Source organism: Mycolicibacterium neoaurum ATCC 25795 (genome assembly GCF_000691525.1).
GTDB classification, from domain to species: Bacteria; Actinomycetota; Actinomycetes; order Mycobacteriales; family Mycobacteriaceae; genus Mycobacterium; species Mycobacterium neoaurum.
Genome location: NZ_JMDW01000008.1, coordinates 37938 through 60244 on the forward strand (window position 1 = coordinate 37938; position 22307 = coordinate 60244).

21 protein-coding genes are annotated in these 22307 nt (G+C 67.3%); 13 read left to right on the plus strand and 8 right to left on the minus strand.

Annotated features, from left to right (window positions below; all coding sequences use genetic code 11):
* Positions 1 to 23 precede the first annotated feature (23 nt).
* The gene (gene fgd, locus IC40_RS0107595; protein ID WP_030134141.1) at positions 24 to 1034 is read left to right on the plus strand and encodes a glucose-6-phosphate dehydrogenase (coenzyme-F420); all 1011 of its coding nucleotides are present in this window, start codon (positions 24 to 26) and stop codon (positions 1032 to 1034) included.
* Here the strand turns inward: fgd and IC40_RS0107600 are convergent.
* The 3 genes from IC40_RS0107600 to IC40_RS0107610 are packed head-to-tail and all read right to left on the minus strand — an operon-like array spanning position 994 to position 3538.
* Positions 994 to 1761, minus strand: a complete 768-nt coding sequence (locus IC40_RS0107600; protein WP_030134142.1) for a GntR family transcriptional regulator — start codon at positions 1759 to 1761, stop codon at positions 994 to 996. The genes fgd and IC40_RS0107600 overlap by 41 nt on opposite strands.
* Before the next feature lie 2 nt (positions 1762 to 1763).
* Positions 1764 to 2540, minus strand: a complete 777-nt coding sequence (gene fabG / locus IC40_RS0107605) for a 3-oxoacyl-ACP reductase FabG (protein ID WP_030134143.1) — start codon at positions 2538 to 2540, stop codon at positions 1764 to 1766.
* An 8-nt stretch (positions 2541 to 2548) separates the two neighbouring features.
* Complete coding sequence (locus IC40_RS0107610) at positions 2549 to 3538, minus strand: phosphotransferase enzyme family protein (protein WP_030134144.1); 990 nt, start codon at positions 3536 to 3538, stop codon at positions 2549 to 2551.
* Between the two features lie 218 nt (positions 3539 to 3756).
* Between IC40_RS0107610 and IC40_RS0107615 the strand changes: the two genes are divergently transcribed.
* The 4 genes from IC40_RS0107615 to IC40_RS0107630 are packed head-to-tail and all read left to right on the plus strand — an operon-like array spanning position 3757 to position 9759.
* Positions 3757 to 5316 carry an APC family permease gene (locus IC40_RS0107615; protein ID WP_042509530.1) on the plus strand — a complete coding sequence of 520 codons (1560 nt, stop codon included), beginning with the start codon at positions 3757 to 3759 and terminating at the stop codon, positions 5314 to 5316.
* A gap of 8 nt (positions 5317 to 5324) precedes the next feature.
* Positions 5325 to 6581 (plus strand): aspartate aminotransferase family protein, encoded by a 1257-nt coding sequence (locus tag IC40_RS0107620; protein ID WP_030134146.1) that lies wholly within the window; start codon positions 5325 to 5327, stop codon positions 6579 to 6581.
* Positions 6578 to 8647, plus strand: a complete 2070-nt coding sequence (gene pta, locus IC40_RS0107625) for a phosphate acetyltransferase (RefSeq protein WP_030134147.1) — start codon at positions 6578 to 6580, stop codon at positions 8645 to 8647. Before IC40_RS0107620 ends, pta begins: the two co-directional genes overlap by 4 nt.
* A complete protein-coding gene (locus tag IC40_RS0107630; RefSeq protein WP_030134148.1) occupies positions 8644 to 9759 on the plus strand; it encodes an acetate kinase in 1116 nt (371 codons plus the stop codon). Before pta ends, IC40_RS0107630 begins: the two co-directional genes overlap by 4 nt.
* On the opposite strand, the gene IC40_RS27195 is transcribed toward IC40_RS0107630, so the two are convergent.
* Genes IC40_RS27195 through glnX form a run of 4 tightly spaced genes read right to left on the minus strand, consistent with a single transcriptional unit; the run spans position 9695 to position 14521 of the window.
* Complete coding sequence (locus IC40_RS27195) at positions 9695 to 9976, minus strand: hypothetical protein (protein ID WP_234411519.1); 282 nt, start codon at positions 9974 to 9976, stop codon at positions 9695 to 9697. The genes IC40_RS0107630 and IC40_RS27195 overlap by 65 nt on opposite strands.
* 12 nt (positions 9977 to 9988) lie before the next feature.
* Entirely contained in the window at positions 9989 to 12229 is a 2241-nt protein-coding gene (locus IC40_RS0107635) for a serine/threonine-protein kinase PknG (protein WP_030134149.1), read from the minus strand.
* Positions 12230 to 12245: 16 nt separating this feature from the next.
* On the minus strand, positions 12246 to 13205 hold the full coding sequence (locus IC40_RS0107640; RefSeq protein ID WP_372493984.1) for a glutamate ABC transporter substrate-binding protein: 960 nt from the start codon (positions 13203 to 13205) through the stop codon (positions 12246 to 12248).
* The gene (gene glnX, locus IC40_RS0107645) at positions 13202 to 14521 is read right to left on the minus strand and encodes a protein kinase G-activating protein GlnX (protein ID WP_030134151.1); all 1320 of its coding nucleotides are present in this window, start codon (positions 14519 to 14521) and stop codon (positions 13202 to 13204) included. Before glnX ends, IC40_RS0107640 begins: the two co-directional genes overlap by 4 nt.
* 87 nt (positions 14522 to 14608) lie before the next feature.
* On the opposite strand from glnX, the gene IC40_RS0107650 reads away from it, so the two are divergent.
* On the plus strand, positions 14609 to 15088 hold the full coding sequence (locus IC40_RS0107650; protein WP_030134152.1) for an NUDIX domain-containing protein: 480 nt from the start codon (positions 14609 to 14611) through the stop codon (positions 15086 to 15088).
* On the opposite strand, the gene thiE is transcribed toward IC40_RS0107650, so the two are convergent.
* On the minus strand, positions 15078 to 15713 hold the full coding sequence (thiE, locus tag IC40_RS0107655) for a thiamine phosphate synthase (RefSeq protein ID WP_030134153.1): 636 nt from the start codon (positions 15711 to 15713) through the stop codon (positions 15078 to 15080). The genes IC40_RS0107650 and thiE overlap by 11 nt on opposite strands.
* A 114-nt stretch (positions 15714 to 15827) precedes the next feature.
* Here thiE and thiO point away from each other — a divergent pair, with 114 nt between their 5' ends.
* Genes thiO through IC40_RS0107690 form a run of 7 tightly spaced genes read left to right on the plus strand, consistent with a single transcriptional unit; the run spans position 15828 to position 22283 of the window.
* Entirely contained in the window at positions 15828 to 16847 is a 1020-nt protein-coding gene (gene thiO / locus IC40_RS0107660) for a glycine oxidase ThiO (protein ID WP_030134154.1), read from the plus strand.
* Positions 16844 to 17041 carry a sulfur carrier protein ThiS gene (gene thiS / locus IC40_RS0107665; RefSeq protein WP_030134155.1) on the plus strand — a complete coding sequence of 66 codons (198 nt, stop codon included), beginning with the start codon at positions 16844 to 16846 and terminating at the stop codon, positions 17039 to 17041. The genes thiO and thiS overlap by 4 nt, the downstream gene beginning before the upstream one ends.
* The gene (gene thiG / locus IC40_RS0107670; RefSeq protein WP_030134156.1) at positions 17034 to 17792 is read left to right on the plus strand and encodes a thiazole synthase; all 759 of its coding nucleotides are present in this window, start codon (positions 17034 to 17036) and stop codon (positions 17790 to 17792) included. Before thiS ends, thiG begins: the two co-directional genes overlap by 8 nt.
* On the plus strand, positions 17789 to 18676 hold the full coding sequence (locus IC40_RS0107675; RefSeq protein ID WP_030134157.1) for an ATP-binding cassette domain-containing protein: 888 nt from the start codon (positions 17789 to 17791) through the stop codon (positions 18674 to 18676). The genes thiG and IC40_RS0107675 overlap by 4 nt, the downstream gene beginning before the upstream one ends.
* A complete protein-coding gene (locus IC40_RS0107680; protein WP_030134158.1) occupies positions 18673 to 19350 on the plus strand; it encodes an ABC transporter permease in 678 nt (225 codons plus the stop codon). Before IC40_RS0107675 ends, IC40_RS0107680 begins: the two co-directional genes overlap by 4 nt.
* A 15-nt stretch (positions 19351 to 19365) precedes the next feature.
* Positions 19366 to 20865, plus strand: coding sequence for a M28 family metallopeptidase (locus tag IC40_RS0107685; protein ID WP_030134159.1), 1500 nt, complete (start codon positions 19366 to 19368; stop codon positions 20863 to 20865).
* Positions 20862 to 22283, plus strand: coding sequence for a M28 family peptidase (locus IC40_RS0107690; RefSeq protein WP_030134160.1), 1422 nt, complete (start codon positions 20862 to 20864; stop codon positions 22281 to 22283). Before IC40_RS0107685 ends, IC40_RS0107690 begins: the two co-directional genes overlap by 4 nt.
* Positions 22284 to 22307 lie beyond the last annotated feature (24 nt).

The following is a 22307-nucleotide window of genomic DNA, read 5'->3' on the forward strand; positions in this document are numbered from 1 at the left end:
GTTGTGAGTGTAGAAACATAGATATGGCTGAACTGAAACTGGGCTACAAGGCGTCGGCGGAGCAGTTCGCGCCCCGTGAACTCGTCGAACTCGCCGTCGCGGCCGAAGAGCACGGCATGGACAGTGCCACCGTCAGCGACCACTTCCAGCCGTGGCGGCACGAGGGCGGCCACGCCCCGTTCTCGCTGGCCTGGATGACCGCCGTCGGCGAGCGTACCCAGCGCCTGCAGCTGGGCACCTCGGTGTTGACCCCGACCTTCCGCTACAACCCCGCCGTCATCGCCCAGGCGTTCGCGACCATGGGCTGCCTCTACCCGGGGCGCATCTTCCTCGGTGTCGGCACCGGTGAGGCACTCAATGAGATCGCCACCGGGTACGAGGGCGAATGGCCCGAGTTCAAGGAGCGCTACGCCCGGCTGCGTGAATCGGTGCGGCTGATGCGCGAACTCTGGCTCGGCGATCGCGTCGACTTCGAGGGCGAGTACTACAAGACCAAGGGCGCCTCGATCTACGACGTGCCCGAAGGCGGTATCCCGATCTACATCGCCGCGGGCGGCCCGCAGGTCGCCAAGTACGCCGGTCGCGCCGGGGATGGTTTCATCTGCACCTCCGGTAAGGGCGAGGAGCTCTATAAGGAGAAGCTGATCCCGGCCATGCGCGAGGGCGCCGAGGCCGCGGACAAGAACCCGGACGATGTCGACCGGATGATCGAGATCAAGATCTCCTACGACACCGATCCCGAACTCGCGCTGGAGAACACCCGGTTCTGGGCACCGTTGTCGCTGACCGCCGAGCAGAAGCACTCCATCGACGACCCGATCGAGATGGAGAAGGCCGCCGATGCACTGCCGATCGAGCAGGTGGCCAAGCGCTGGATCGTCGCCTCCGATCCGGACGAGGCCGTCGCCAAGGTCAAAGATTATGTCGATTGGGGCCTGAACCATCTGGTGTTCCATGCGCCCGGCCACGACCAGCGGCGCTTCCTGGAGCTGTTCAAGCGGGATCTGGAACCGCGGCTGCGCAAGCTAGCGTGAGCCCGGTGCTGCTGGTCGCGGTCAGTCGGACCCGGTCGGCGCGGAACAGGTCGTAGGCGTACTCGAACGGCACGCCCGAGGTGGCCCTGGTCACCCGGGTGATGGCCAGCAGTGGTTTGCGGCTTCCGATATCGAGGCACTGCGCCTCGCGGGGGCTGGCGCTGACGACCTCGATGGTTTCGGTGGTGCTGGCCGGCGCCAACCCGTAACGGGTCCGGAACAGTTCGTAGAGCGATCCCCCCAATGGCTGTTCCAACAGATCCGCGGCATGCGCCGCGACGAAACAGGACTGGTCCACCGACAGCGGAACTCCGTCGGCGTAGCGCAATCTGCGGATGACGACGACCGGCTCGCCGTCGGGGATCTCCAGCGCGACGGACTCGGCGTCGGTTGCCGGTCTGCTGTCGGTCGCCAGCACCTTGGTGTAGCTGCTGTGCCCGCCGCTGTGCAGCAGCGCGGGCAGACCGGCCTGCTCGGCCGCGTGTCGTTGGACGATATCGGCACGCACGAAGGTTCCGCCGGCCCGGCCGGTGCGTCGTTCCAGCACCCCGGCCTGGCTCAGCGGAAGCAGTGCGCTGCGCAGCGTCGCGCGGGAGACGCCGAATCGCTCGGCCATCTCACGCTCGGTGCCCAGCCGCGAACCGGGGCGCAGCGCGCCGCTGGACAGCATGGACAGAATTCGGCGGCGCACATCCTCGGCGACCGCTCCCCCCACGGTTTCCTCCACGATCAGGTGGCGATCGCGTCCAGCGATTCGGGGAGCACCTGCCCCCCGTCGACGGCGATGGCCTGCCCGGTGATGTAGGCCGCTTCCCTGGTGGCCAGGAACGCGGCGAGATGCCCGATGTCCTCCGGGGTGCCGAGCGCGCCGGCCGGGATGGATCGCGCCATGCTCGCCAGGTACTCCTCACCGTTGTCGAGCAGCCCCTCGGTGAGGATGTTGCCGGGCAGGATCGCGTTGACGGTGATCCCCTTGGGTGCCAATTCGATTGCCGCGGTGCGCATGAAGCCCAGCTGAGCGGCCTTGGTGGCACCGTAGTGCGACCAGCCCGGGTAACCGGTGATGGGTCCGGTGATCGAGGAGGTGAGGATGATCCGGCCCGCGCCCGAGGCGGTCAGCGCATCCAGACAGGCCTGCACGGCGTAGAACGTGCCGTGGACGTTGACGCCCATGATCTCGGTGAGCTGTTCTTCGGTCATGGTGGCCAGTGGGGCGTCCGGGAAGATTCCGGCGTTGGCGCACAACACATCGAGGCCGCCGAACGCATCGACGGCGGCCGCGGCCATCTCGGTGCAGGATTGCCGGTCGCTGACATCGACGCGCACACCGAGCACCTTGCCCGCGCCGAGCCCGTCCAGCGCGGCGACGGCCTCGTCCAGACCGGAGGCTGTGCGCGCTGCGATCGCCACATTGGCTCCGGCCTTGGCGAACACCGACGCAATACCGCGGCCTATGCCCTTACTACCGCCGGTGACCAACACCGAGCGGGACTGCAGGTCGAACATTTCTCTCCTCACCGTAACCAGCTGTGGTCGATCAGGTAGCGCTCGGCGAGCCGGGCGGTACCGAGTGCATAACCGGGGCCGATCGCGATCGCGGCGTCGGCATCGGCGTGCGAGGCGATCCAGGCGGTGAGCTGGATGCGTCGCAGCATCACGAATGTCGGGATGAGTGCCAGGTGTTCGTCGGCGAGCGTGCGCACCTTCGTGTAACCGCGCAGCCATTCGGCGATGATGCGTTCGGCTTCCGGGGTGTCCTCGATCCAGGAGACCACTGCGCCGAGGTCGGCAAGGTTCCAGCCCCAGCCGGCATCGTCGAAATCGATCACGGTGATACCCGCCGATGGCGCCGCCGGATCGACCATCAGATTGGACAACCGCAGATCGGCGTGGATGAGCCCGAATCTGTCTGCGCCGGTGCCGTATTCGGCAAGTCGTTCGGTGATCTGGTGGGCCGCGCGCTGAATGCCGGCTCGGTCCTGTTCGGACAGGCCAGGGGCCGCGCGCCAGTCGCCCCAGCGTGCGCCGGGGCCGAGGATATCGTCGAGGTCCCAGCGGAAACGGGTGAAATCGGGCGGGGCCGCCCAGTTCAGCACATGCTCGTGCATGATGGCCGTCAGTTCACCGAGCTGGGCGAAGCCGACCGCGTGCGGGACCTCCTCGGCGGTGCATCCCGAGATCAGCGATACGGCGTCGACATGCAGTTCGCGTTCGCCGACCGAGGCGGTGACGACATCCTCGCCGCCGGTCGAGCACACCAGCTCCGGGGTCTGTACCGCGGTGTCGCGGCGCAGCGCGGCCATCCAGGCCAGCTCGGAGCGGATGCCCTGCACGGAGTGGTAGCCGGGCCGGTGCACGCGCAGCACGATCGGGTCGTCGTCACACACCAGGTAGGTCGCATTTTCGGACAGGCTCAACAGGCGCAGTGCGGTATCGGGTGCACGGCCGTAGGCGGGTAACGCCGCCCTGGCGAAGAGCTCATGGTCGGCAGGCAGTCCCGGCATGGCGACCAGTGTGGCGCAATGGTCGGGTCCAAGCAGACCAAATCGGTGTTTTTAACGCAGTCGTTGCACCATTCCCAGGTTGGAAACCTGCTCGAAACACGGCTGGTGGATGCCCGAATCCACCAGTTGACCAAGCGATCTGGGGAGGGTAACAATTGCCGGCGTCGTTCTTGTCGAAGACATCGGTGCCTTCGACACTTCAAAGACCAGACCAAATAATGGTCTGGGATATGCCCTCAGATTGGGATCCAATGAGTGAGACTATCCAGCGACTCAAGCCGAATGCGGTCGGCTTGGTCGGTGTGCTGTTCATGGCGGTCGCCACGGCAGCCCCCATCACCGCCATGGTTGGCAACGTTCCGATCGCGGTCGGCTTCGGCAATGGTGCCTACGCGCCCGCCGGCTATTTCGTCGCCACCATCGTCTTGACGCTGTTCGCCATCGGCTACGCCGCGATGAGCAAACACATCACCGCCACCGGTGCGTTCTACGGTTACATCTCACATGGCCTCGGGCGCATCGTCGGCCTCGGTGCGGGATTTCTGACCGCACTGGCCTACATGGTGTTCGAGGCGTCGTTGATCGGCATCTTCAGCTTCTTCGGCACCGACCTGTTCTCCTCGCTGTTCGGGGTGGACGTGCCCTGGCTGGTGTTCGCGCTGGTGATGCTCGCGGTCAACGCGTTGCTCACCTACTTCGACATCAACCTGGCGGCCAAGGTGCTCGGTGTCTTCCTGGTGACCGAGATCGTGATGCTGGCCGCGATGGCGCTGTCGGTGCTGTTCACCGGCGGCGGACCGCAGGGATGGTCGTGGGGATCGCTGAACCCGCTCAACGGTTTTCAGAGTCTGTCCGGCGTCGTCGAGGGTGCTGACGGGTCCACCATGGCCGTCATCGGGTCCGCGGGCGTTGGGCTGTTCTTCGCGTTCTGGTCCTGGGTCGGTTTCGAGTCCAGCGCCATGTACGGCGAGGAGTCGCGGAATCCCAAGAAGATCATCCCGATTGCGGTCGTGAGCTCGGTGATCGGCATCGGTGCGTTCTACGTCATCGTGTCCTGGCTCGCGATCGTGGGTACCGGTCCGGAGAATGCCATTGCGCTGGCGCAGGATTCGGCCACCGCGGGCAACATCTTCTTCAACCCGGTGCATGACAACCTGGGCCAATGGGCGGTCGACCTTTTCAAGATCCTGCTGATGACCGGCTCATTCGCCTGCGGTATGGCATTCCACAACTGTGCCGCCCGCTACCTGTACGCCCTGGGTCGTGAGGATGTCATCCCCGGGATGCGCAAGACGCTCGGCGCCACCCATCGCGTCCACGGCTCACCGCATATCGCCGGTTTCGTGCAAACCGGCTTCGCGTTCCTGGTCGTCCTCTTCTTCGACCTGACCCATCGCGACCCCTACACCGGTCTGTACGGTCTGATGGCCCTGCTGGGAACCACCGCCATCATGATCGTCCAGGCGCTAGCGGCCTTCTCGGTGATCTCGTACTTCCATGTGCACAAGCGGCATCCGGAGACGGCCAACTGGTTCACCACCTTCCTCGCGCCACTGCTCGGCGGCCTCGGGATGGTGTACGTGGTCTACCTGCTCGCCAAGAACGCGTCCTTCGCGGCGGGAGCTGCGGCCACCGACTGGATCTTCGCCGCCATCCCGTGGGTGGTCGGTATCGTGGGTATCGGTGGGGTGCTGCTGGCGCTCTTCCTTAAGTACAAGGATCCACAGCGCTATGCCGAACTGGGCCGTACGGTGCTGGAAGAAGCCCACGAACGCTGACGGGAATCATGTCTTTCTCCAACATCATGGACTCGAACAGCTATCGGGGTGGTCACCTCGGTGACCCCCTGATAGCTGCTCGCGACCGGGTGCTCGGGCCCGCCTACCGGTTGTTCTATGACAACCCGGTGCACCTGGTCCGGGGCCAGGGCACCCGGCTCTATGACGCCGACGGAAACTGCTATCTGGACGCCTACAACAACGTGGCCAGTGTCGGGCATTGCCATCCGCACGTGATCGATGCCGTGACAAGGCAATTGGGTACGCTGAACACCCATACGCGGTATCTCCACGAAGGTATCGTCGACTATTCGCAGCGGTTGTTGGCGACGTTTCCCGGCGCGGGATCGGACGGTAGCTATCAGGTGATGTACGCCTGCACCGGATCCGAGGTCAACGATCTGGCTCTGCGGGTGGCCGCCGCGTACACCGGAGCGCGCGGCGTGATCGTCACGACCGAGGCCTACCACGGCAACACCGAGGCGGTGACCGCCGTCTCGCCGTCACTCGGCGGCATCGCCTCCCTCGGCGCCCATGTGCGTGCCGTCGATCCGCACCTCGACGGCGTGGCCGAGGCGATCGCCGACCTCAAGGCATCCGGATACGGAGTGAGTGCGCTGATCGTGGACACCATCTTCTCCTCCGACGGGATCTACCCCGATCCCACCGTTCTGGGGCCTGCAGTCGAGTTGGTGCACGCGGCCGGTGGCGTGCTGATCGCCGACGAGGTGCAGCCCGGGTTCGGCCGCACCGGTGCCGGTATGTGGGGCTTCGATCGGCACGATGTGGTGCCCGATCTGGTCACCATGGGAAAGCCGATGGCCAACGGCATGCCGGTGGCCGCGATGGCTGCCCGCGGTGAGGTGCTCGCACCGTTCGCCGAGAGCGTGCCGTACTTCAACACATTCGGCGGCAATCCGGTGTCCATGGCGGCCGCATCGGCGGTGCTCGACATCATCGAGGACGAGAAGCTGATCGCCAACGCCGCCACGGTCGGTGAGACCCTGTACTCAGCGGTCGCCGCACTGGCGGATCCGCGGATCACCGAGGTACGCGGTGCCGGGCTGTACGTAGGTGTCGAGTTGGTGGACCGCGAGACCGCACGCCGGGTGGTCAACGGTATGCGCGACCGGCGCGTGCTCATCTCGGTCTGCGGGGCCGGCGGAAACGTCCTCAAGATACGGCCGCCGATGGTGTTCTCGCCGGCCGACGTGGACTGGCTCGTTGCCGAACTCGAGCAGGTACTGGCAAGCTTGGCGGAGTGACCGCGCCCGCTGCTTCGGCCATCTATATCGCCTCTCCGGAGGGTGACACCGGAAAATCGACGATCGCGCTGGGGATTCTGCACCGACTGGCGGCCACGGTGGCGCGGGTGGCGGTGTTCCGCCCGATCACGCGTCAGGGCGACCGCGACTACATCCTCGAGTTGCTGCTGGCGCACACCACGGCCGGGCTGAGCTATGAGGAGTGTGTCGGCGTCGGCTATCAGCAGATCCACGAGGATCCGGATGCGGCGATCGCCGATATCGTCGAGCGGTTCCACGCCGTCGCCGAGCGCGCCGACGCGGTGGTGATCGTCGGCAGCGACTACACCGATGTCGCGACGCCCAGCGAACTGAGCATGAACGCCCGCATCGCGGTGAATCTCGGTGCATCGGTGGTGCTCGCGGTCAAGGCACAGGATCGCACGCCTGCCGAGGTCGCCCAGGTGGTCGAGTTGTGTCTGGGCGAGTTGGCCGCCCAGCATGCCCATACCGCGGCGGTGGTGGCCAATCGTTGCGATCCGGGGCAGCTGGTTGCCGTATCCGAAGCGCTCAACGCACTGGAGCCCAAGAGTTATGTGCTGCCGGAGGAACCGCTGCTGGTCGCACCGTCGGTGGCCGAACTGTGTGCGGCCGTGCACGGCCGGCTCACCGGAGGCGACGAGGAGCTGCTCGGCCGCGAGGCGATGGGTGTCCTGGTCGCCGGGATGACCGCCGAGCACGTGTTGGAACGGTTGCGCGACGGGATGGCGGTGATCACCCCCGGCGATCGCTCGGATGTGGTGATGGCGGTGATGGGGGCACATGCGGCGGCGGGTTTTCCGTCACTGTCCTGTGTGGTGCTCAACGGCGGTCTTGCGTTGCATCCCGAGGTGGCCCGATTGGTGGATGGTCTCGGCTCACGACTGCCCATCATCAGTACCGAGCTGGGCACCTACGACACCGCGCGTGCGGTGGCCTACACCCGAGGTCGCGTCACGGTGAACACGCAGCGAAAGATCGACACCGCGCTGTCGCTGATGGAAGAGCATGTCGACGTCGCCGATCTGATTGCGCGCTTGTCGATCCCGATTCCCAGCGTGGTGACACCGCAGATGTTCACCTACCAGCTGATCGATCAGGCCCGTGCTGATACCAGGCGGATCGTACTGCCCGAAGGTGACGACGACCGGATCCTGCGGGCTGCGGGTCGGTTGCTGGCGCACCGGGTGGCCGAGCTGACCATTCTCGGCGACGAAGCGGCGGTGCGGGCCAGGGCGGCCGAGCTCGGGGTGGACATCTCGGCGGCCACCGTGCTCGACCCCAAGACCAGTGCACTGTGTGACCAGTTCGCCGAACAGTACGCCGAGATGCGCAAGCACAAGGGCGTGACGGTGGACCAGGCCCGTGAAATCATCCACGACGTCTCGTATTTCGGCACCATGCTGGTGCACAACGACATGGTGGACGGGATGGTCTCCGGTGCGCGGCACACCACCGCGCACACCGTGCGACCGGCATTCGAGATCATCAAGACCCTGCCCGGGGTGTCGACGGTGTCCAGCATCTTCCTGATGTGTCTGGAGGATCGGGTGCTCGCCTACGGCGACTGTGCCATCGTGCCGGATCCGACTGCCGAACAGCTGGCGGATATCGCCGTCTCCTCGGCCCGCACGGCGGCCCAGTTCGGTATCGACCCGCGGGTGGCCATGCTGTCCTACTCGACCGGCACCTCAGGTACCGGTGCCGATGTCGACAAGGTCCGGGCGGCAACCGAACTGGTGCGTGGACGCGAGCCAGAGCTGCTGGTCGAGGGACCGATCCAGTACGACGCCGCGGTGGACCCGGCCACCGCGGCCACCAAGATGCCCGATTCGGAGGTGGCAGGCCGGGCCACCGTGCTGATCTTCCCGGATCTCAACACTGGCAACAACACCTACAAGGCCGTGCAACGCAGTGCCGGGGCCATCGCGATAGGTCCGGTCCTGCAGGGGCTCAACAAGCCGGTCAACGACCTGTCCCGGGGTGCGCTGGTCGAAGATATCGTCAACACCGTGGCGATCACCGCGATCCAGGCGGCACACCGGTGACCGCCCGTTCGGTGCTCGTCCTCAACAGTGGGTCGTCATCGGTGAAATACGAACTGGTGGAGCCTGACTCGGGTGTCTCGCTGGCACACGGCATCGTCGAGCGGGTGGTGGATTACGGCCAGGCGCTCACACAGGTGTTCGCTGAGCTGCCGGACCTCGACGGGCTGGTGGCCGTCGGGCATCGGGTGGTGCACGGTGGGGACAGGCTGCACCGGCCGACGCTGCTCGATGACGACACGATCGCCATCATCGAAGAGCTGGCACCGCTTGCCCCGCTGCACAATCCGCCCGCACTGCTCGGTATCACCGAGGCGCGCAAGGCGTTACCCGACCTGCCGCACATCGCGGTGTTCGACACCGCGTTCTTCCACGATCTGCCCGCCGCCGCGGCCGACTATGCCATCGACCGCGATATCGCCGAGCGTTGGCGGATCCGTCGCTACGGATTCCACGGCACATCGCATCGCTATGTCAGCGAGCAGGCGGCCGCATTCCTGGATCGGCCGGTCGACGACCTGAATCAGATTGTCCTGCATCTGGGTAACGGAGCCTCGGCATCGGCTATCCGGGGCGGGCGGGCCGTGGACACCTCCATGGGCCTGACCCCGATGGAGGGCCTGGTGATGGGTACCCGCTCGGGCGATCTCGACCCGGGCATCATGTTCTATCTGTGGCGGACGGCGCAGATGAGCGTGGAGGACATCGAGACGATGCTCAACCGTCGCTCGGGCGTGTACGGACTCGGCGGTGAGACCGACTTCCGCGAACTCCACAAACGCATCGACGGCGGGGACGAGCAGGCGCGGTTGGCATATGAGGTCTATATCCACCGGTTGCGCAAGTACGTCGGCGGCTATCTCGCGGTGTTGGGGAGCACCGATGTCATCACCTTCACCGCCGGAGTCGGGGAGAACGATGCCGCGGTGCGCCGTGACGCCCTGGCCGGGCTGCAGGGCCTGGGGATCCAACTCGACGAGAGCCGCAACACCGCGAAAAGCCATGATGCGCGCCGCATCTCGGCCGACGGTTCACCGGTACAGGTGCTGGTCATCCCGACGAATGAAGAGCTTGCGATCGCCCGATCCTGTCTTGCCGTGCTCGACGATCGGTGATCTCCAGGGCGATCAGCACATCGGCGGTGGTGATCAACAAGCCCCACCAGTACATCCACTTCATATCGTGATTGGGCGTCGCGCCGAAGTAGATCAACAGGAAGATCGGTCCGACGATGCCGTAGACGAAAAGCTGGCCCTGGATCTTCAGATACGTCGTCAGGGTGGACGTCTTACGGGTGGGCGTCTTGAGGGTGGACGTCTCAAGGGTGGGCATTGTCAGGCATCGTCAGAAGGTACTCATCGGACGCACGCTGTTGGCCAGATCGACCAGCGCGTAGCGGTGCTCCTGGGTGGGGGCGACGCGGGCGAGCTGCCGCAGTGCTGCCTCCACCCCCAGCTGCAGGCCGTGCTGGGTGAACGGGAAACCGAGGATGTGGTTGGTGCTCGCGGAGTTGTCGGCCAGCCAGTCCATGGCCGTGCCGAGCACCAGCGCGCGGATCTGCAATACCCGGGGCTCGCTGTCCGGCAGTGCCTCGACTCGCCGTGCGGCACTGCGGATCTGTTGCTCGGTGACCTCGCTGGTGGACCGGCCGGAAAGCAAGGTCACCGAACTGGTCAACCGCGCGGTGGTGAAGTGCCGAGAGGTCGGCGGCACCTGGTCGAGTGTGCGCACCGCATCGTCACGTTCCCCGGCGGCAGACTGGGCGCGGGCCAAGCCGAATCCAGCCGAGATCACCCCGTTGTCGGTGCGCCACACGGTCTGATAGAACCGGCGTTCGTCTGAGGTGCCCGCCAACTCTGCCGTCGCTGCCAGCGCCAGCTTCGGCGCCAGCTCTCCGGGCAGGGTGTCCAGAACCTCGCTGAAATGCTTTGTGGCCGTGTCATAGTCGGCGGTCAACATGGCCGCCACGCCACGGAACCAGGACAGCCGCCACCGCCAGCCCACCCGCTCGGTCAGCTCGTCGAGTTTGCGGGTGGCCTTGGCGACATCGCCGAGATCGAGCAGGGCGCGGGCCTCCATCAGGGGGAGCTCCACCGAGTCCGACAGATCCACCCCCTCGGAGTCCAGCGCACCGTGCCGGGCCGCCCGCAGTGAATCCAGGGTCTGCACAGGCTCACTGAGCACGGTCGCGGACAGGATGGGGGCGCCGACATCGGCCGGATCGACGAGCGGAACCTGCAGTGCCTTGACGATCTCGGCGGCGGTCAACTTCTCCGAGTGCACCTGCCCGTCGAGATAGACGTCGGTGTGTGCGACCAGCAGATCCACCCCGAACGTCGAGCGCGGCGGGCTGAACACCGTGGACAGACCCGGACGGGGCACCCCGGTGTCCTGGGCGACCACTTCGCGCAACACGCCCATCAGCTGACCGGACATCTCCTCGGCGCTGGCGAACCGTCGGCGCGGATCCGGATCGATGGCGCGGCGCAGCAACCGTCCGAACGAGTCGTACTTGGCCAGTACCGGATCATCCTCGGGAAGCCCGTCGACATAGCGTCCCTTGCGGGTGCGCAGGTTCAGGGTGAGTGCGGCCAGCGTGCGACCCACCGTGTAGATGTCGGTCTGCACCGTCGGGCCGGTACGGACGATCTCGGGGGCCTGGTAACCGGGTGTGCCGTAGAGGTATCCGAACGAGTTGATCCGCGACACCGCACCGAGGTCGATCAGCTTGAGCTGCTCCTCGGTGACCATGATGTTCTCCGGCTTGAGGTCGTTGTAGACCAGGCCGAGGGAATGCAGATAGCCGAGCGCGGGCAGGATCTCCAGCATGTACGCGATGGCCTGGGCGACCGGGAGTTTGACGCCCTTGGCCTGTTTGAGCGAGGTACCCCCGACATACTCCATCACGATGTAGCCGACCGGCTCACCGTGCTTGTCGTCATGCTCGACGAAGTTGAAGATCTTGACGATGGCCGGATGGGTCACCTCGGCCAGGAACTGCCGCTCAGCCATCGCAGTGGCCTGAGCCTCGGCATCCCCGGAATGTACGAGGCCCTTGAGCACCACCGGCCGTTCGTTGACGTTGGTATCGAAGGCGAGGTACACCCAACCCAGTCCGCCGTGGGCGATGCAACCCTTGATCTGGTACTGCCCGACCACCATGTCACCGGGACTCAGTTGTGGCAGGAACGAATACGGGCTCCCGCAATGCGGGCAGGTGCCCTCGGAGCGGCCAGGCCCCTCGCGGGTGGCCCGGCCGACCCGTTTACCGCAGTTCCAGCAGAATCGCTTGGATTCGGCGACCACCGGATTGCTCATCAGGGCCGTCAACGGGTCGCGCTCGTAGACCCGCGGCACCTCCACAAGTCCGCCGCCCAACTTGCGGATCGGTGAGCGCGGTCTGGTCAGCACGCCCATCGTGGTCGCCGACGGCTCGGTTGCCGCGGTGGTCGAGCGGTCGGTGTCGTCGAAATCCGGTCGGTAGACGGCCTGGGTGGCCATCGGGCGCACGGTGGCCACCGACTCGTCGTCCAGCTCATCGAGGTCGGCCAGACTGGCCGGCTGGGTGCCAGGGTCTTCGCTCATCGGCCGATGTCGTCCATCAGTTGTAATACCTTGCCACCGGCGGGGCCGGCGTCGGGCCGAGCACCGTCAACCACTTGCGGTAGAGCGTGTTCCAGGTGCCGTCGCGGCGGATCCGTTCCAGGGTCCCGTTGACGAACCGCACCAACCCGTCGTTGTTCTTGTTGATCCCGATGCCGTAGGGCTCGGAGTTCATGCTGGGCCCGACGATGTGCAGATACGGGTCCTGGCTGACCAGGCCCGCCAGGATGGAGTCGTCGGTGCTGACCGCGTCGACCTGACGTTGCTGCAGCGCGACAAGGCAATCGGCCCAGGTGATCACGTCCACCAGGTCCACCGGTGGCTGGATCTGCTGGACGCGCGTACGCGAGGTGGTGCCCTTCACGGCGCACACGCGCTTACCGGACAGATCGGCGGCCTGCCGGATGCGCGAATCGCGGGCGGCCAGGATGCGCTGGTTCGCCGAGAGGTACTCGGTGGAGAACGCCACCCGCTCCCTGCGCTCGCAGGTCATGCTCATCGTCTTCACCACGATGTCGACCTGGTTGTTCTCCAGTGCCTCGATACGGTCGGCCGAGGACAGGATGCGGTACTCCATCTGCGATGGCGTGCCGAAGATGTCGCGCGCCACCTCACCGGCGATGTCGACGTCGAAGCCGGTGATCTCGCCGGTGATCGGATCACGGAACGAGAAGAGGTTGCTGCCGATGTCCAATCCGACGATCAACCTGCCGCGGTTGCGGATGTTCTCGACGGCCGCCTCGGCATCGGCGCGGTCGGCGAACGGCCGCAGGCTCGCGGTGCGATCGCAATCGTCGTTGTCGGGCAATTCGGGCACCGGCTCCGGTGGGGCGGTCTCCATCCCGGCCGGCGTCGGCGGCGCCAACGTCAGCTCGGGGATGGGTTCGACCTGGGTGTTCTGCTGGCAGCCCGCCAGCAGCGTCGCGGTGACCAGCACGCCGGCCAGACGGGCGATCACCGGTACTCACTCAGCCGCGGCCACAACCCGAGGGTCACCGCGAACGCGGCGATGATCGACAGGGCGGCGGCGCCGACGGTGGTGCCCGAGAGCACCCGGCGGGCGTTGACGATATCGGTGCGCAGCTGGCTGCGGCTCTGCTCGATGGAGCGCGAGAGCGCTTCGTCGAGGGTGCTGAAAGCCGGGCTGGAATCATCCTCGCCGGTGCCCAGCGCGACCTGGGTGGCGGCCTGATAGTTGCCCACCGAGATGTAGGCGTTGATCCGGTCGTTGGAGGCCCGCCACTTGCGCAGCAGGTCATCGGCATCGGCGAGGTCGGCCTTGTCGATGTCGTTGTCCGCGGCCAGATACGCCTTCAGCTGTTCCTGGATCGTCTCGATGCGCTGGTAGTACGACTGCTTGCGGACGTCCTCGTCACCGCGGCGGACCAGCGCCAGGGTTTCGTCGGCGCGGGCCTGCTGGGCGGTGATGGCCATCGTGGTGACGGTCTTCAGCGACTGCGCCGCAGTGTTTTTGGCGCTGCGGCTGTCCGCCGTCGAGATGACAAGAGCGGTGCCCACCCAGACCACCATAATCAGTACCGCCAACCCACCGGCGACGAAACCCATGTTGATCCGGCGCCGGGTCCGCTTGCTGAGCCACCGGTTGGCGAACAGCCCGAACAGGATGGTGGCGAGCACCACCAGGATGACCGGGGCGGGAATGCGCGTGGACGCGGTCGTCTCGGTGTCCACCCGGGCCGAGGTCTCCTCGTACAGTCGCTGGGCCTGCGGCAGGATCTCCGACTGCATCAGTGCCGATGCCTCGGACAGGTAGGACGAGCCGACCGGATTGCCCGCGCGGTTGTTGGTCCGGGCCGTCTCGACCAGACCCGTGTAGACCGCCAGTTCGGCGTTGACCCTGCCGAGCAGTTCGACCATCGGCTCGGTGGTCAGCCCCGCCGAGGCGCGGGTCACCGCGACGGAGGCATCGGTGATCGCCTGTTCGTAGCGCTCCCGTACATCCTGAGGCTCGGCACCGGCGATGAAGGCGGTCGCCGCGGCGGCGTCGGCGACCGAGAGCTTGGTGTAGAGCTGCCCGGCCGCGAAGGCCAGCGGCTCGCTGTGGTCGAGGACTGTGGTCAGTGCTTCCTGCCGGTCGGTGATCGTCGTCGAGGTGGCGAAGGCGCACGCCATCACCAACGCCGACAGCACGATGCCGATGGTCAGGATCCGCCCCGGCGTGGTCCACAGGAACCACCAGCGGGGGTGTACGGGGCTCGTCGGCGAACGGGATGCCAGCGGCTCGGTCGACGGGTGCGCCAACTCCACGGTCACGTGTCCGCCAACCTCCTCGGTATTTCTAAGAAGTCTAAGAGACATTGGTGTGACGTGTGGGAATTCGCGAACCCCTATTCTGAACGTGTGCGCGGTGACGGTGACGGTTGGGTGTTGTCGGACGGCGGTGCGCACTTCTGGGGCCGCCACGGCGCCGCGGGACTGCTGCTGCGCGCACCGGACACCGACGGCGGATTCGCCGTCCTGCTCCAGCATCGCGCACCGTGGAGCCATCAGGGCGGGACCTGGGGATTGCCCGGCGGCGCGCGCGACAGCCACGAGACGGTCGAGGAGGCCGCGGTGCGCGAAGCGGCCGAGGAGGCCGGTCTGCAGGCGGGGCAGTTGACCGTTCGGGCCACCGTGGTCACCCACGAGGTTCCTGGCTGGAGCTACACCACCGTGATCGCCGACGCGGCCGAGCAGCTCCCGACGATCGCCAATCGGGAGAGCGCCGAGCTGCGCTGGGTGGCCGAGGCGCAGGTCGCCGCGCTCCCGCTACATCCCGGCTTCGCGGCCAGTTGGCAGCGGTTGCGCGAGGTCACCGCCGAACTGCCGCTCAAGCCCTGAGCGCGGCCTTGAGCGCCGCCTTGAGTGTCAAGGCCGCCGCCTGCGGATCCTCTGCCTCGGTGATCGCCCGCACCACCACGATGCGTGTCGCACCCGCGTCGAGGACCTCCGGCAGCCGTTCGGCGTCGATCCCCCCGATGGCGAACCATGGTTTTGTCGGTGCCAGCGAGGCAGTGTGGCGCACCAGGTCCAGACCGGGCGCGGGACGGCCGGGTTTGGTCGGCGTCGGCCAGCACGGGCCCACGCAGAAGTAGTCGACGTCCTCGTCGAGGGCCCGGGCCACCTGCTCGGCATCGTGGGTGGACCGGCCGATCAGCGCGTCCGGCGCGATCTCGTGCGCGACCGGCAGCGGCAGATCGTCCTGTCCGAGGTGCAGCACATCGCTGGCCGCCGCGCGTGCGATATCGGCGCGATCGTTGACCGCCAGCAGCGCGCCGTGGCGGCGGGCCGCGTCGGCGAGCACCGCAAGGGCATCGAGCTCCTGGCGGGCCTCCAGCCCCTTGTCCCGCAGCTGGATGATGTCCACCCCGCCGGCCAGCGCCGCGTCGGCGAACTCGGCGAGATCACCGCGTTCGGCGCGGGCGTCGGTGCACAGGTACAGCGAGGCGGAATCGAGTCGGGACACCCGAGTATCCTTTCAGCAGACACGGGAGTCCCGGGAGCGGGGACTGAGAGTGGGCGCGCACCGGCCTTGACCGTCGTACCTGATCCGGGTCATGCCGGCGAAGGGAGAGGAAGAATGGGCAGTACGTCGAGGGTCCGCTCGTTGGGCATCGTGGGCGGTGGCGTCATCGGTCTTGCGGTCGCGCGCCGGGCCGCCGCGGACGGCTGGGACGTACGCGTGCACCGCACCGAGCAGCGCGGCGCCTCCTGGGTCGCCGGGGGCATGCTCGCCCCGCACAGCGAGGGCTGGCCCGGTGAAGAGGCCCAGCTCGCCATCGGGCTGGAATCGCTGAAACTGTGGCAGAACGGGTTCCTGGCGGGACTACCCGACGATATCGTCACCGCGCGGCGGTCATTGGTGGTCGCGGTCGACCGTGCCGATGTCGCCGATCTGCGGACGGTCGCGGACTGGCTGTCCGCCCAGGGGCACCCGGTGACTCCGACCACCACCGCGCGGGACGTCGAACCCCTGCTGGCCCAAGGTATCCGGCACGGGTTCGTCGCCGATACCGAACTGGCGGTGGATAATCGGGCGCTGGTGGCGGCGCTCGAGACGGCCTGCGTCGATGCCGGTGTGCGCTGGGCGCCCCCGGTTTCCGACCTCGACGAGGTCGACACCGACGTCCGGGTGATCGCCAACGGTATCGACGCGCCGACACTGTGGCCGGGCCTCGCCGTCCGTCCGGTCAAGGGTGAGGTACTGCGACTGCGCTGGCGCAAGGGCTGTATGCCGCTGCCGCAGAGTGTGATTCGTGCCCGTGTGCACGGCAGGCAGGTCTACCTGGTGCCGCGCGGCGACGGCGTGGTGGTGGGTGCCACCCAGTACGAACACGGTCGCGACACCACCGTGGTGGTGACCGGGGTGCGTGACCTGCTCGACGACGCGTGCGCGGTGCTGCCTGCCCTCGGCGAGTACGAGCTCGCCGAATGCGCGGCAGGTTTGCGTCCCATGACCCCGGACGGTCTCCCGTTGGTGGGTAGGCTCGACGAGCGGACGCTGGTGGCCACCGGCCACGGGCGCAACGGATTTCTGCTGGCACCGTGGACTGCCGAGCAGATCGCCAGGGAACTCGCGGCACTCGGAGGGACACAATGATTTTGCTGGTCAACGGCGAAGACGCCGATGTTCCAGACGGCACCACCATCGAGGAGCTGATGGCGCGGCTGGGTTTCCCGGACAAGGGCATCGCCGTGGCGGTCGACTGGGAGGTGCTGCCGCGCTCGTCATGGCACACCGTGCTGGCCGACGGCGCCAGGGTCGAGGTCGTGACGGCGGTGCAGGGTGGCTGATTCGACACTCAAGATTGCCGGCCGCGAGTTCGGCTCGAGGCTGATCATGGGCACCGGCGGCGCGGCGAATCTGGCGGTGCTCGAGGAAGCGTTGATCGCCTCGGGAACCGAACTGACCACGGTGGCGATGCGCCGCGTGGACGCCGAGACCGGCACCGGTGTGCTGGACCTGCTCAATCGGCTCGGCATCGCGACGCTGCCCAACACCGCGGGATGCCGCGGTGCCGCCGAGGCGGTGCTGACCGCGCAGCTCGCCCGCGAGGCCCTCGGCACCGACTGGGTGAAGCTGGAGGTCATCGCCGACGAACGCACTCTGCTGCCCGATGCCATCGAATTGGTCAGGGCCGCCGAGCAACTGGTCGACGACGGTTTCATCGTGCTGCCCTACACGAACGACGACCCGGTGCTGGCCCGCAGGCTGGAGGACACCGGGTGCGCGGCCGTCATGCCACTGGGCTCACCGATCGGCACCGGGCTGGGCATCTCCAACCCGCACCACATCGAGATGATCGTCGATGCGGCGAATGTTCCGGTGATCCTGGACGCCGGAATCGGCACGGCCAGCGATGCCGCGCTGGCGATGGAACTCGGCTGTGATGCCGTGCTGCTGGCGACCGCGGTGACCAGGGCGGCCGACCCCGCCACCATGGCGTCGGCGATGGCCTCGGCCGTCACCGCCGGGTATCTGGCCAGGCAGGCCGGCCGTATCCCGAAACGGTTCTGGGCCCAGGCGTCCAGTCCGGCACTGTGATCGAACTGGTCGGACTCACCAAGACCTACGGGCGCAGCCGGGCGGTCGACGGGCTGAGTTGCACCATCAAACCGGGTGTGGTGACCGGTTTTCTCGGTCCGAACGGCGCGGGCAAGTCCACGACCATGCGGATGATCGTCGGGCTGGACCGGCCGACGGCGGGGACCGTAACCATCGGCGGACGCCGGTACCGGGATCTGAAGCAGCCGCTGCGCACCGTCGGCGCCCTGCTGGATGCCCGTCAGGTCTACCCGAACCGCACGGCGCGTGCCCACCTCAGCTGGCTCGCGGCGACCAACCGGATCCCGCAGGCGCGGGTCGGCGATGTGCTCGAGCAGGTGGGCCTGACCGCGGCGGCCGGCAAGGCCGCCGGGTCGTTCTCCCTCGGCATGCTGCAACGCCTGGGCATCGCCGGGGCGCTGCTCGGCGATCCGCAGGTGCTGCTGTTCGACGAACCGGTCAACGGTCTGGACCCGGAGGGGATCCGGTGGATCAGGACGTTGATGCGTGACTTGGCCGCCGAGGGGCGCACGGTGCTGGTGTCGAGTCATCTGCTGGCCGAGATGGCCAACACCGCCGACGAGCTGGTGGTGATCGGTCGCGGGCGGTTGATCACCGCGACCACGATGGCCGATTTCCTGCGCAGGGACGCCGCGGTGCGGGTGCGTAGCCCGCAGCTGGACCGGCTGGCCGCGCTGCTACCCGACGCCCGCCGGGAGGGCGATGCGCTGCTGGTGCCCGGTAGCACCGAGCGCATCGGTGAACTGGCGGCCGAACACGGGATCGTGCTGCACGAACTGAGTGCCCGGCAAACCTCCCTCGAGGAGGCCTACCTCGGGTTGACCGATGATGCGGTGCAGTATCGCGGTGGGGGAGCGTCGTGATCGGCGCGCTGGAGGCGGAGGTCCGCAAACTGGCGACCACCCGCTCGGCGCTGTGGTTGACGCTGCCCGTGGCGGTACTGGCCCTGGGGCTCGCCGCGATGTCGAAGGACCCGTTGCTCGGGGTCGCCAACTTCGGGGTTCCGGTGCTGATGATCCTTTCGGCACTGACCGTCACCGGCGAGTACCGCACGGCCATGATCCGCACCACGTTCCTGGCCACCCCGCGCCGCCATCGCGTGCTCGCAGCCAAAGCCCTTGTCACCGCGGCGTTCTCTGCGGTGGTGGCGGCCGCCATGACGGCCGGGTCGATCGTGATCGCAGGGTCGGGGCGGTGGGCCTCGGTGGGCGCGATCGCGTTCTACGCCGCCACCGGTGCCCTCCTCGCGATCGGGGTGGGGGCGTTGTTGCGATACACCGCCGCCGCGGTCGCCATGCTGCTGCTGGTGCCCTTCGTGGTCGAGCCCATGCTCAGTGTCAACACCGACATCGGGGACACCGTGGGTCCGCTACTGCCCTTCGTCAACGCCGCCGCATTCACCGGCGCATCGATTTTCGGCTTTTTACACAGCTTTTCGATGTGGTGGGGTCCGGAGGGTTCGGCGCTGTACTTCGGCGGCGTCGCCCTGGTGGTCTTCGCGGCGGCCGTCGTCGTGGTCGATCGCCGGGACCCCTGAGCTACCGTGGGGTCCATGCAGCGCAGATCACGGTCCCTGGGGGCTCTGTTGGCCCTGACCGCCCTCGTCGCCGGTTGCGGATCGCCGAGTGCGCCCGAGTCGTCGCCGACGGCCGATGCCGACGCCGCCGGCTACGCCGACGAGATCAGCAAGCGGGTTCAGACCGACGCCATGATGGCGCATCTGACCCGGCTGCAGGAGATCGCCGATCAGCATGACGGTAACCGCGCGCTGGGCACACCCGGGTACCAGGCCAGCCTCGACTATGTGGTCGACGCACTGCGCGACAAGGGTTTCCAGGTGCAGACCCCGGAGTTCGAAGTGCGCATCCCGTTCGCCGAGGACCCCACCGTCGAGGTGTCGGGTACCGCGGTGGCGGCCCTGCCGATGAGCTTCACCATCGGCACGCCCGCCGACGGGGTGCGCGGACCGCTGGTCGCCGCACCCGTCGACGACACCCCCGGTTGCGCCGATGCCGACTATCAGGGCCTGCCGGTGCAGGGTGCGGTGGTGCTCGTCGACCGCGGCTCGTGCCCGTTCAGCGACAAGCAGGCCGTCGCCGCGAAACGGGGAGCGCTGGCCCTGTTGGTGGCCGATAACGAGGACCGTCCCGTCGAGGACTTCGGCGGCACGTTGGGCAGCGGAACGGACGTCAAGATCCCGGTGCTCGGCATCACCAAGAGTGAGGGCGCGCGACTGCGGGCGAATCCGGGCCAGACATCGATCCGGCTGGAGGCCGGGGTGAACGTCAAGCGCTCCAACAACATCATCGCCCAGACCAGCACCGGCGCGACGGACAACGTCGTGATGCTCGGCGCGCATCTGGACAGCGTGCCGGAGGGCCCCGGTATCAACGACAACGGATCCGGGGTGGCCGCTGTGCTGGAGACCGCACTACAGATGGGCGATGCCCCCGATATCCGCAACGCCGTGCGCTTCGGATTCTGGGGTGCCGAGGAGGTCGGTCTGGTCGGGTCCGACCGCTATATCTCCTCACTGAATGCCGAAGAGCTGAAAGATATTGCGCTGTACCTGAATTTCGACATGCTCGGGTCCCCGAATCCTGGATACTTCACCTATGACGGTAACCAGTCGGCACCGCCGGCCGCCGACGGTAGCGTGCCCCGGGTCCCGGAGGGGTCGGCGGGTATCGAACGGATGCTGGTCGATTATCTCGACGGTGCGGGTAAGCCGGCGCAGGACACCAACTTCGACGGCCGTTCCGACTACGACGCGTTCACCCGGGCCGGAATCCCCTCGGGTGGGCTGTTTTCCGGAGCGGAAGAGAATATGACAGCCGAGCAGGCAGAGCTCTGGGGCGGGCGGGCCGACGAGCCCTTCGACCCGAACTACCACAAGGACACCGACACCCTGGACAAGATCGACACCACCTCCCTTGAGATCCAGGGTCGCGGCGTCGCATACGCCGCCGCGCTGTACGCCCAGGACATCAGCGGACGCAATGGCGTTCCGGTCCGCGAGGATCGGACGCGTCACGTGCTCGCCGAATCATGAGGCGCCTGTGTGTGGCGGCGGCGGCCACCGCGCTGCTGCTGACATCCGCCTGCAGCACACCCGAGCCGGCTGCACTGCAGGCCGACGAGCTCGCCGCCCGGGTCAGTGCTGATGCAATCTTCGCCCACCTGGAGCGGCTCGCCGCCATCGCCGATGACAATGCCAACAGCCGGGCCGTCGGTACCGCGGGCTACGACGCCACCGTCGAGTACATCTCGGAGGTACTCCGCGATAACGGGTTCGAGATCAGCACACCGGAATTCGAGTGGCTGAAGATGGGCGATCCCGGCAACCCGACCCTGGAGGTGGCCGGGCGCAGCTACCCCGTCACACAAGCCTCCCCGCTGGCGTCCACCCCGCGCGGGGGGCTGAGCGGGCTGTCGCTGCGTCCGCGCACCAGCGACGGGTGTGAGCGCGCCGACTACGGCAACGTCCGGGGCGCACTGGCGATCGTCGACGACACGGGTTGCTCGGTTGTCGTCAAACAGAACGCCGCGGCAGCCAATGGTGCGGTCGGTCTGCTGGTGATCAGCGCCGGCGGCACCAAGGGGCTCTTCGAACCCGGGTACTACCAGAAGCTGACCATGCCCGTCGCCGTGATCGATCGCACCACCGACGCGGCGCTGCGCCGGACCAACGACCCGGTGCGCCTCGTGCTCGACGGTCAGGCCAGTGTGGCCAGATCCAAGAGCGTCATCGCCCAGACCTCCACCGGGGACACCGGCAACGTCGTGCTGGCCGGTGCGCATCTGGACAGCGCGCCGCGCAGTCCGGGCATCAACGACAACGGCAGCGGGGTGGCGGCGTTGCTCGCCATCGCCGATGCGATGGGCTCCGCGCCGCGGATCGACAATGCGGTGCGATTCACCTTCTGGGGGTCCCAGCGGCTGGGGGCCGCGGGCAAGTACCTGGCCGGCCTGGATGACGGCGGTCGCGCGGATATCGCCGCGTACCTGGATGCCACGATGATCGGCTCCCCGAACCCGGGGTACTTCACGCTCGACGGTGATCAGTCGGGGCAGGCCAATCCGGCGATCCCCGCCGATACCGTGCCGGAGGGCTCGGCAGGTATCGAACGCACCTTGGCCGGTTACCTCAACCAGGCCGGTGTGCGCCCTGCCGATATGCCGTTGGACACCGCCGGTGACTACGCGGCGTTCCTCAACGCGGGAGTGCCCGTCGGCGGCCTGACCACCGGTGCCAACCAACAGAAGACGCCGGTGCAGGCCCGGCTGTGGGGTGGTCGCGCCGGGGCGCCGTTCGACCCGAACGCCGGCGGACCGCGAGACGGGATGGACAACGTCGACCACCGGGCGCTGTCGATCACCGGTCCGGCGATGGCCTTCACCATCGCCACCTACGCCCGCTCCATCGAGGGCGTCAACGGCGTACCTCCCAGAGACCGCCGAAATCGGTAGGCATCGGGCACCATGTTCGGGTGG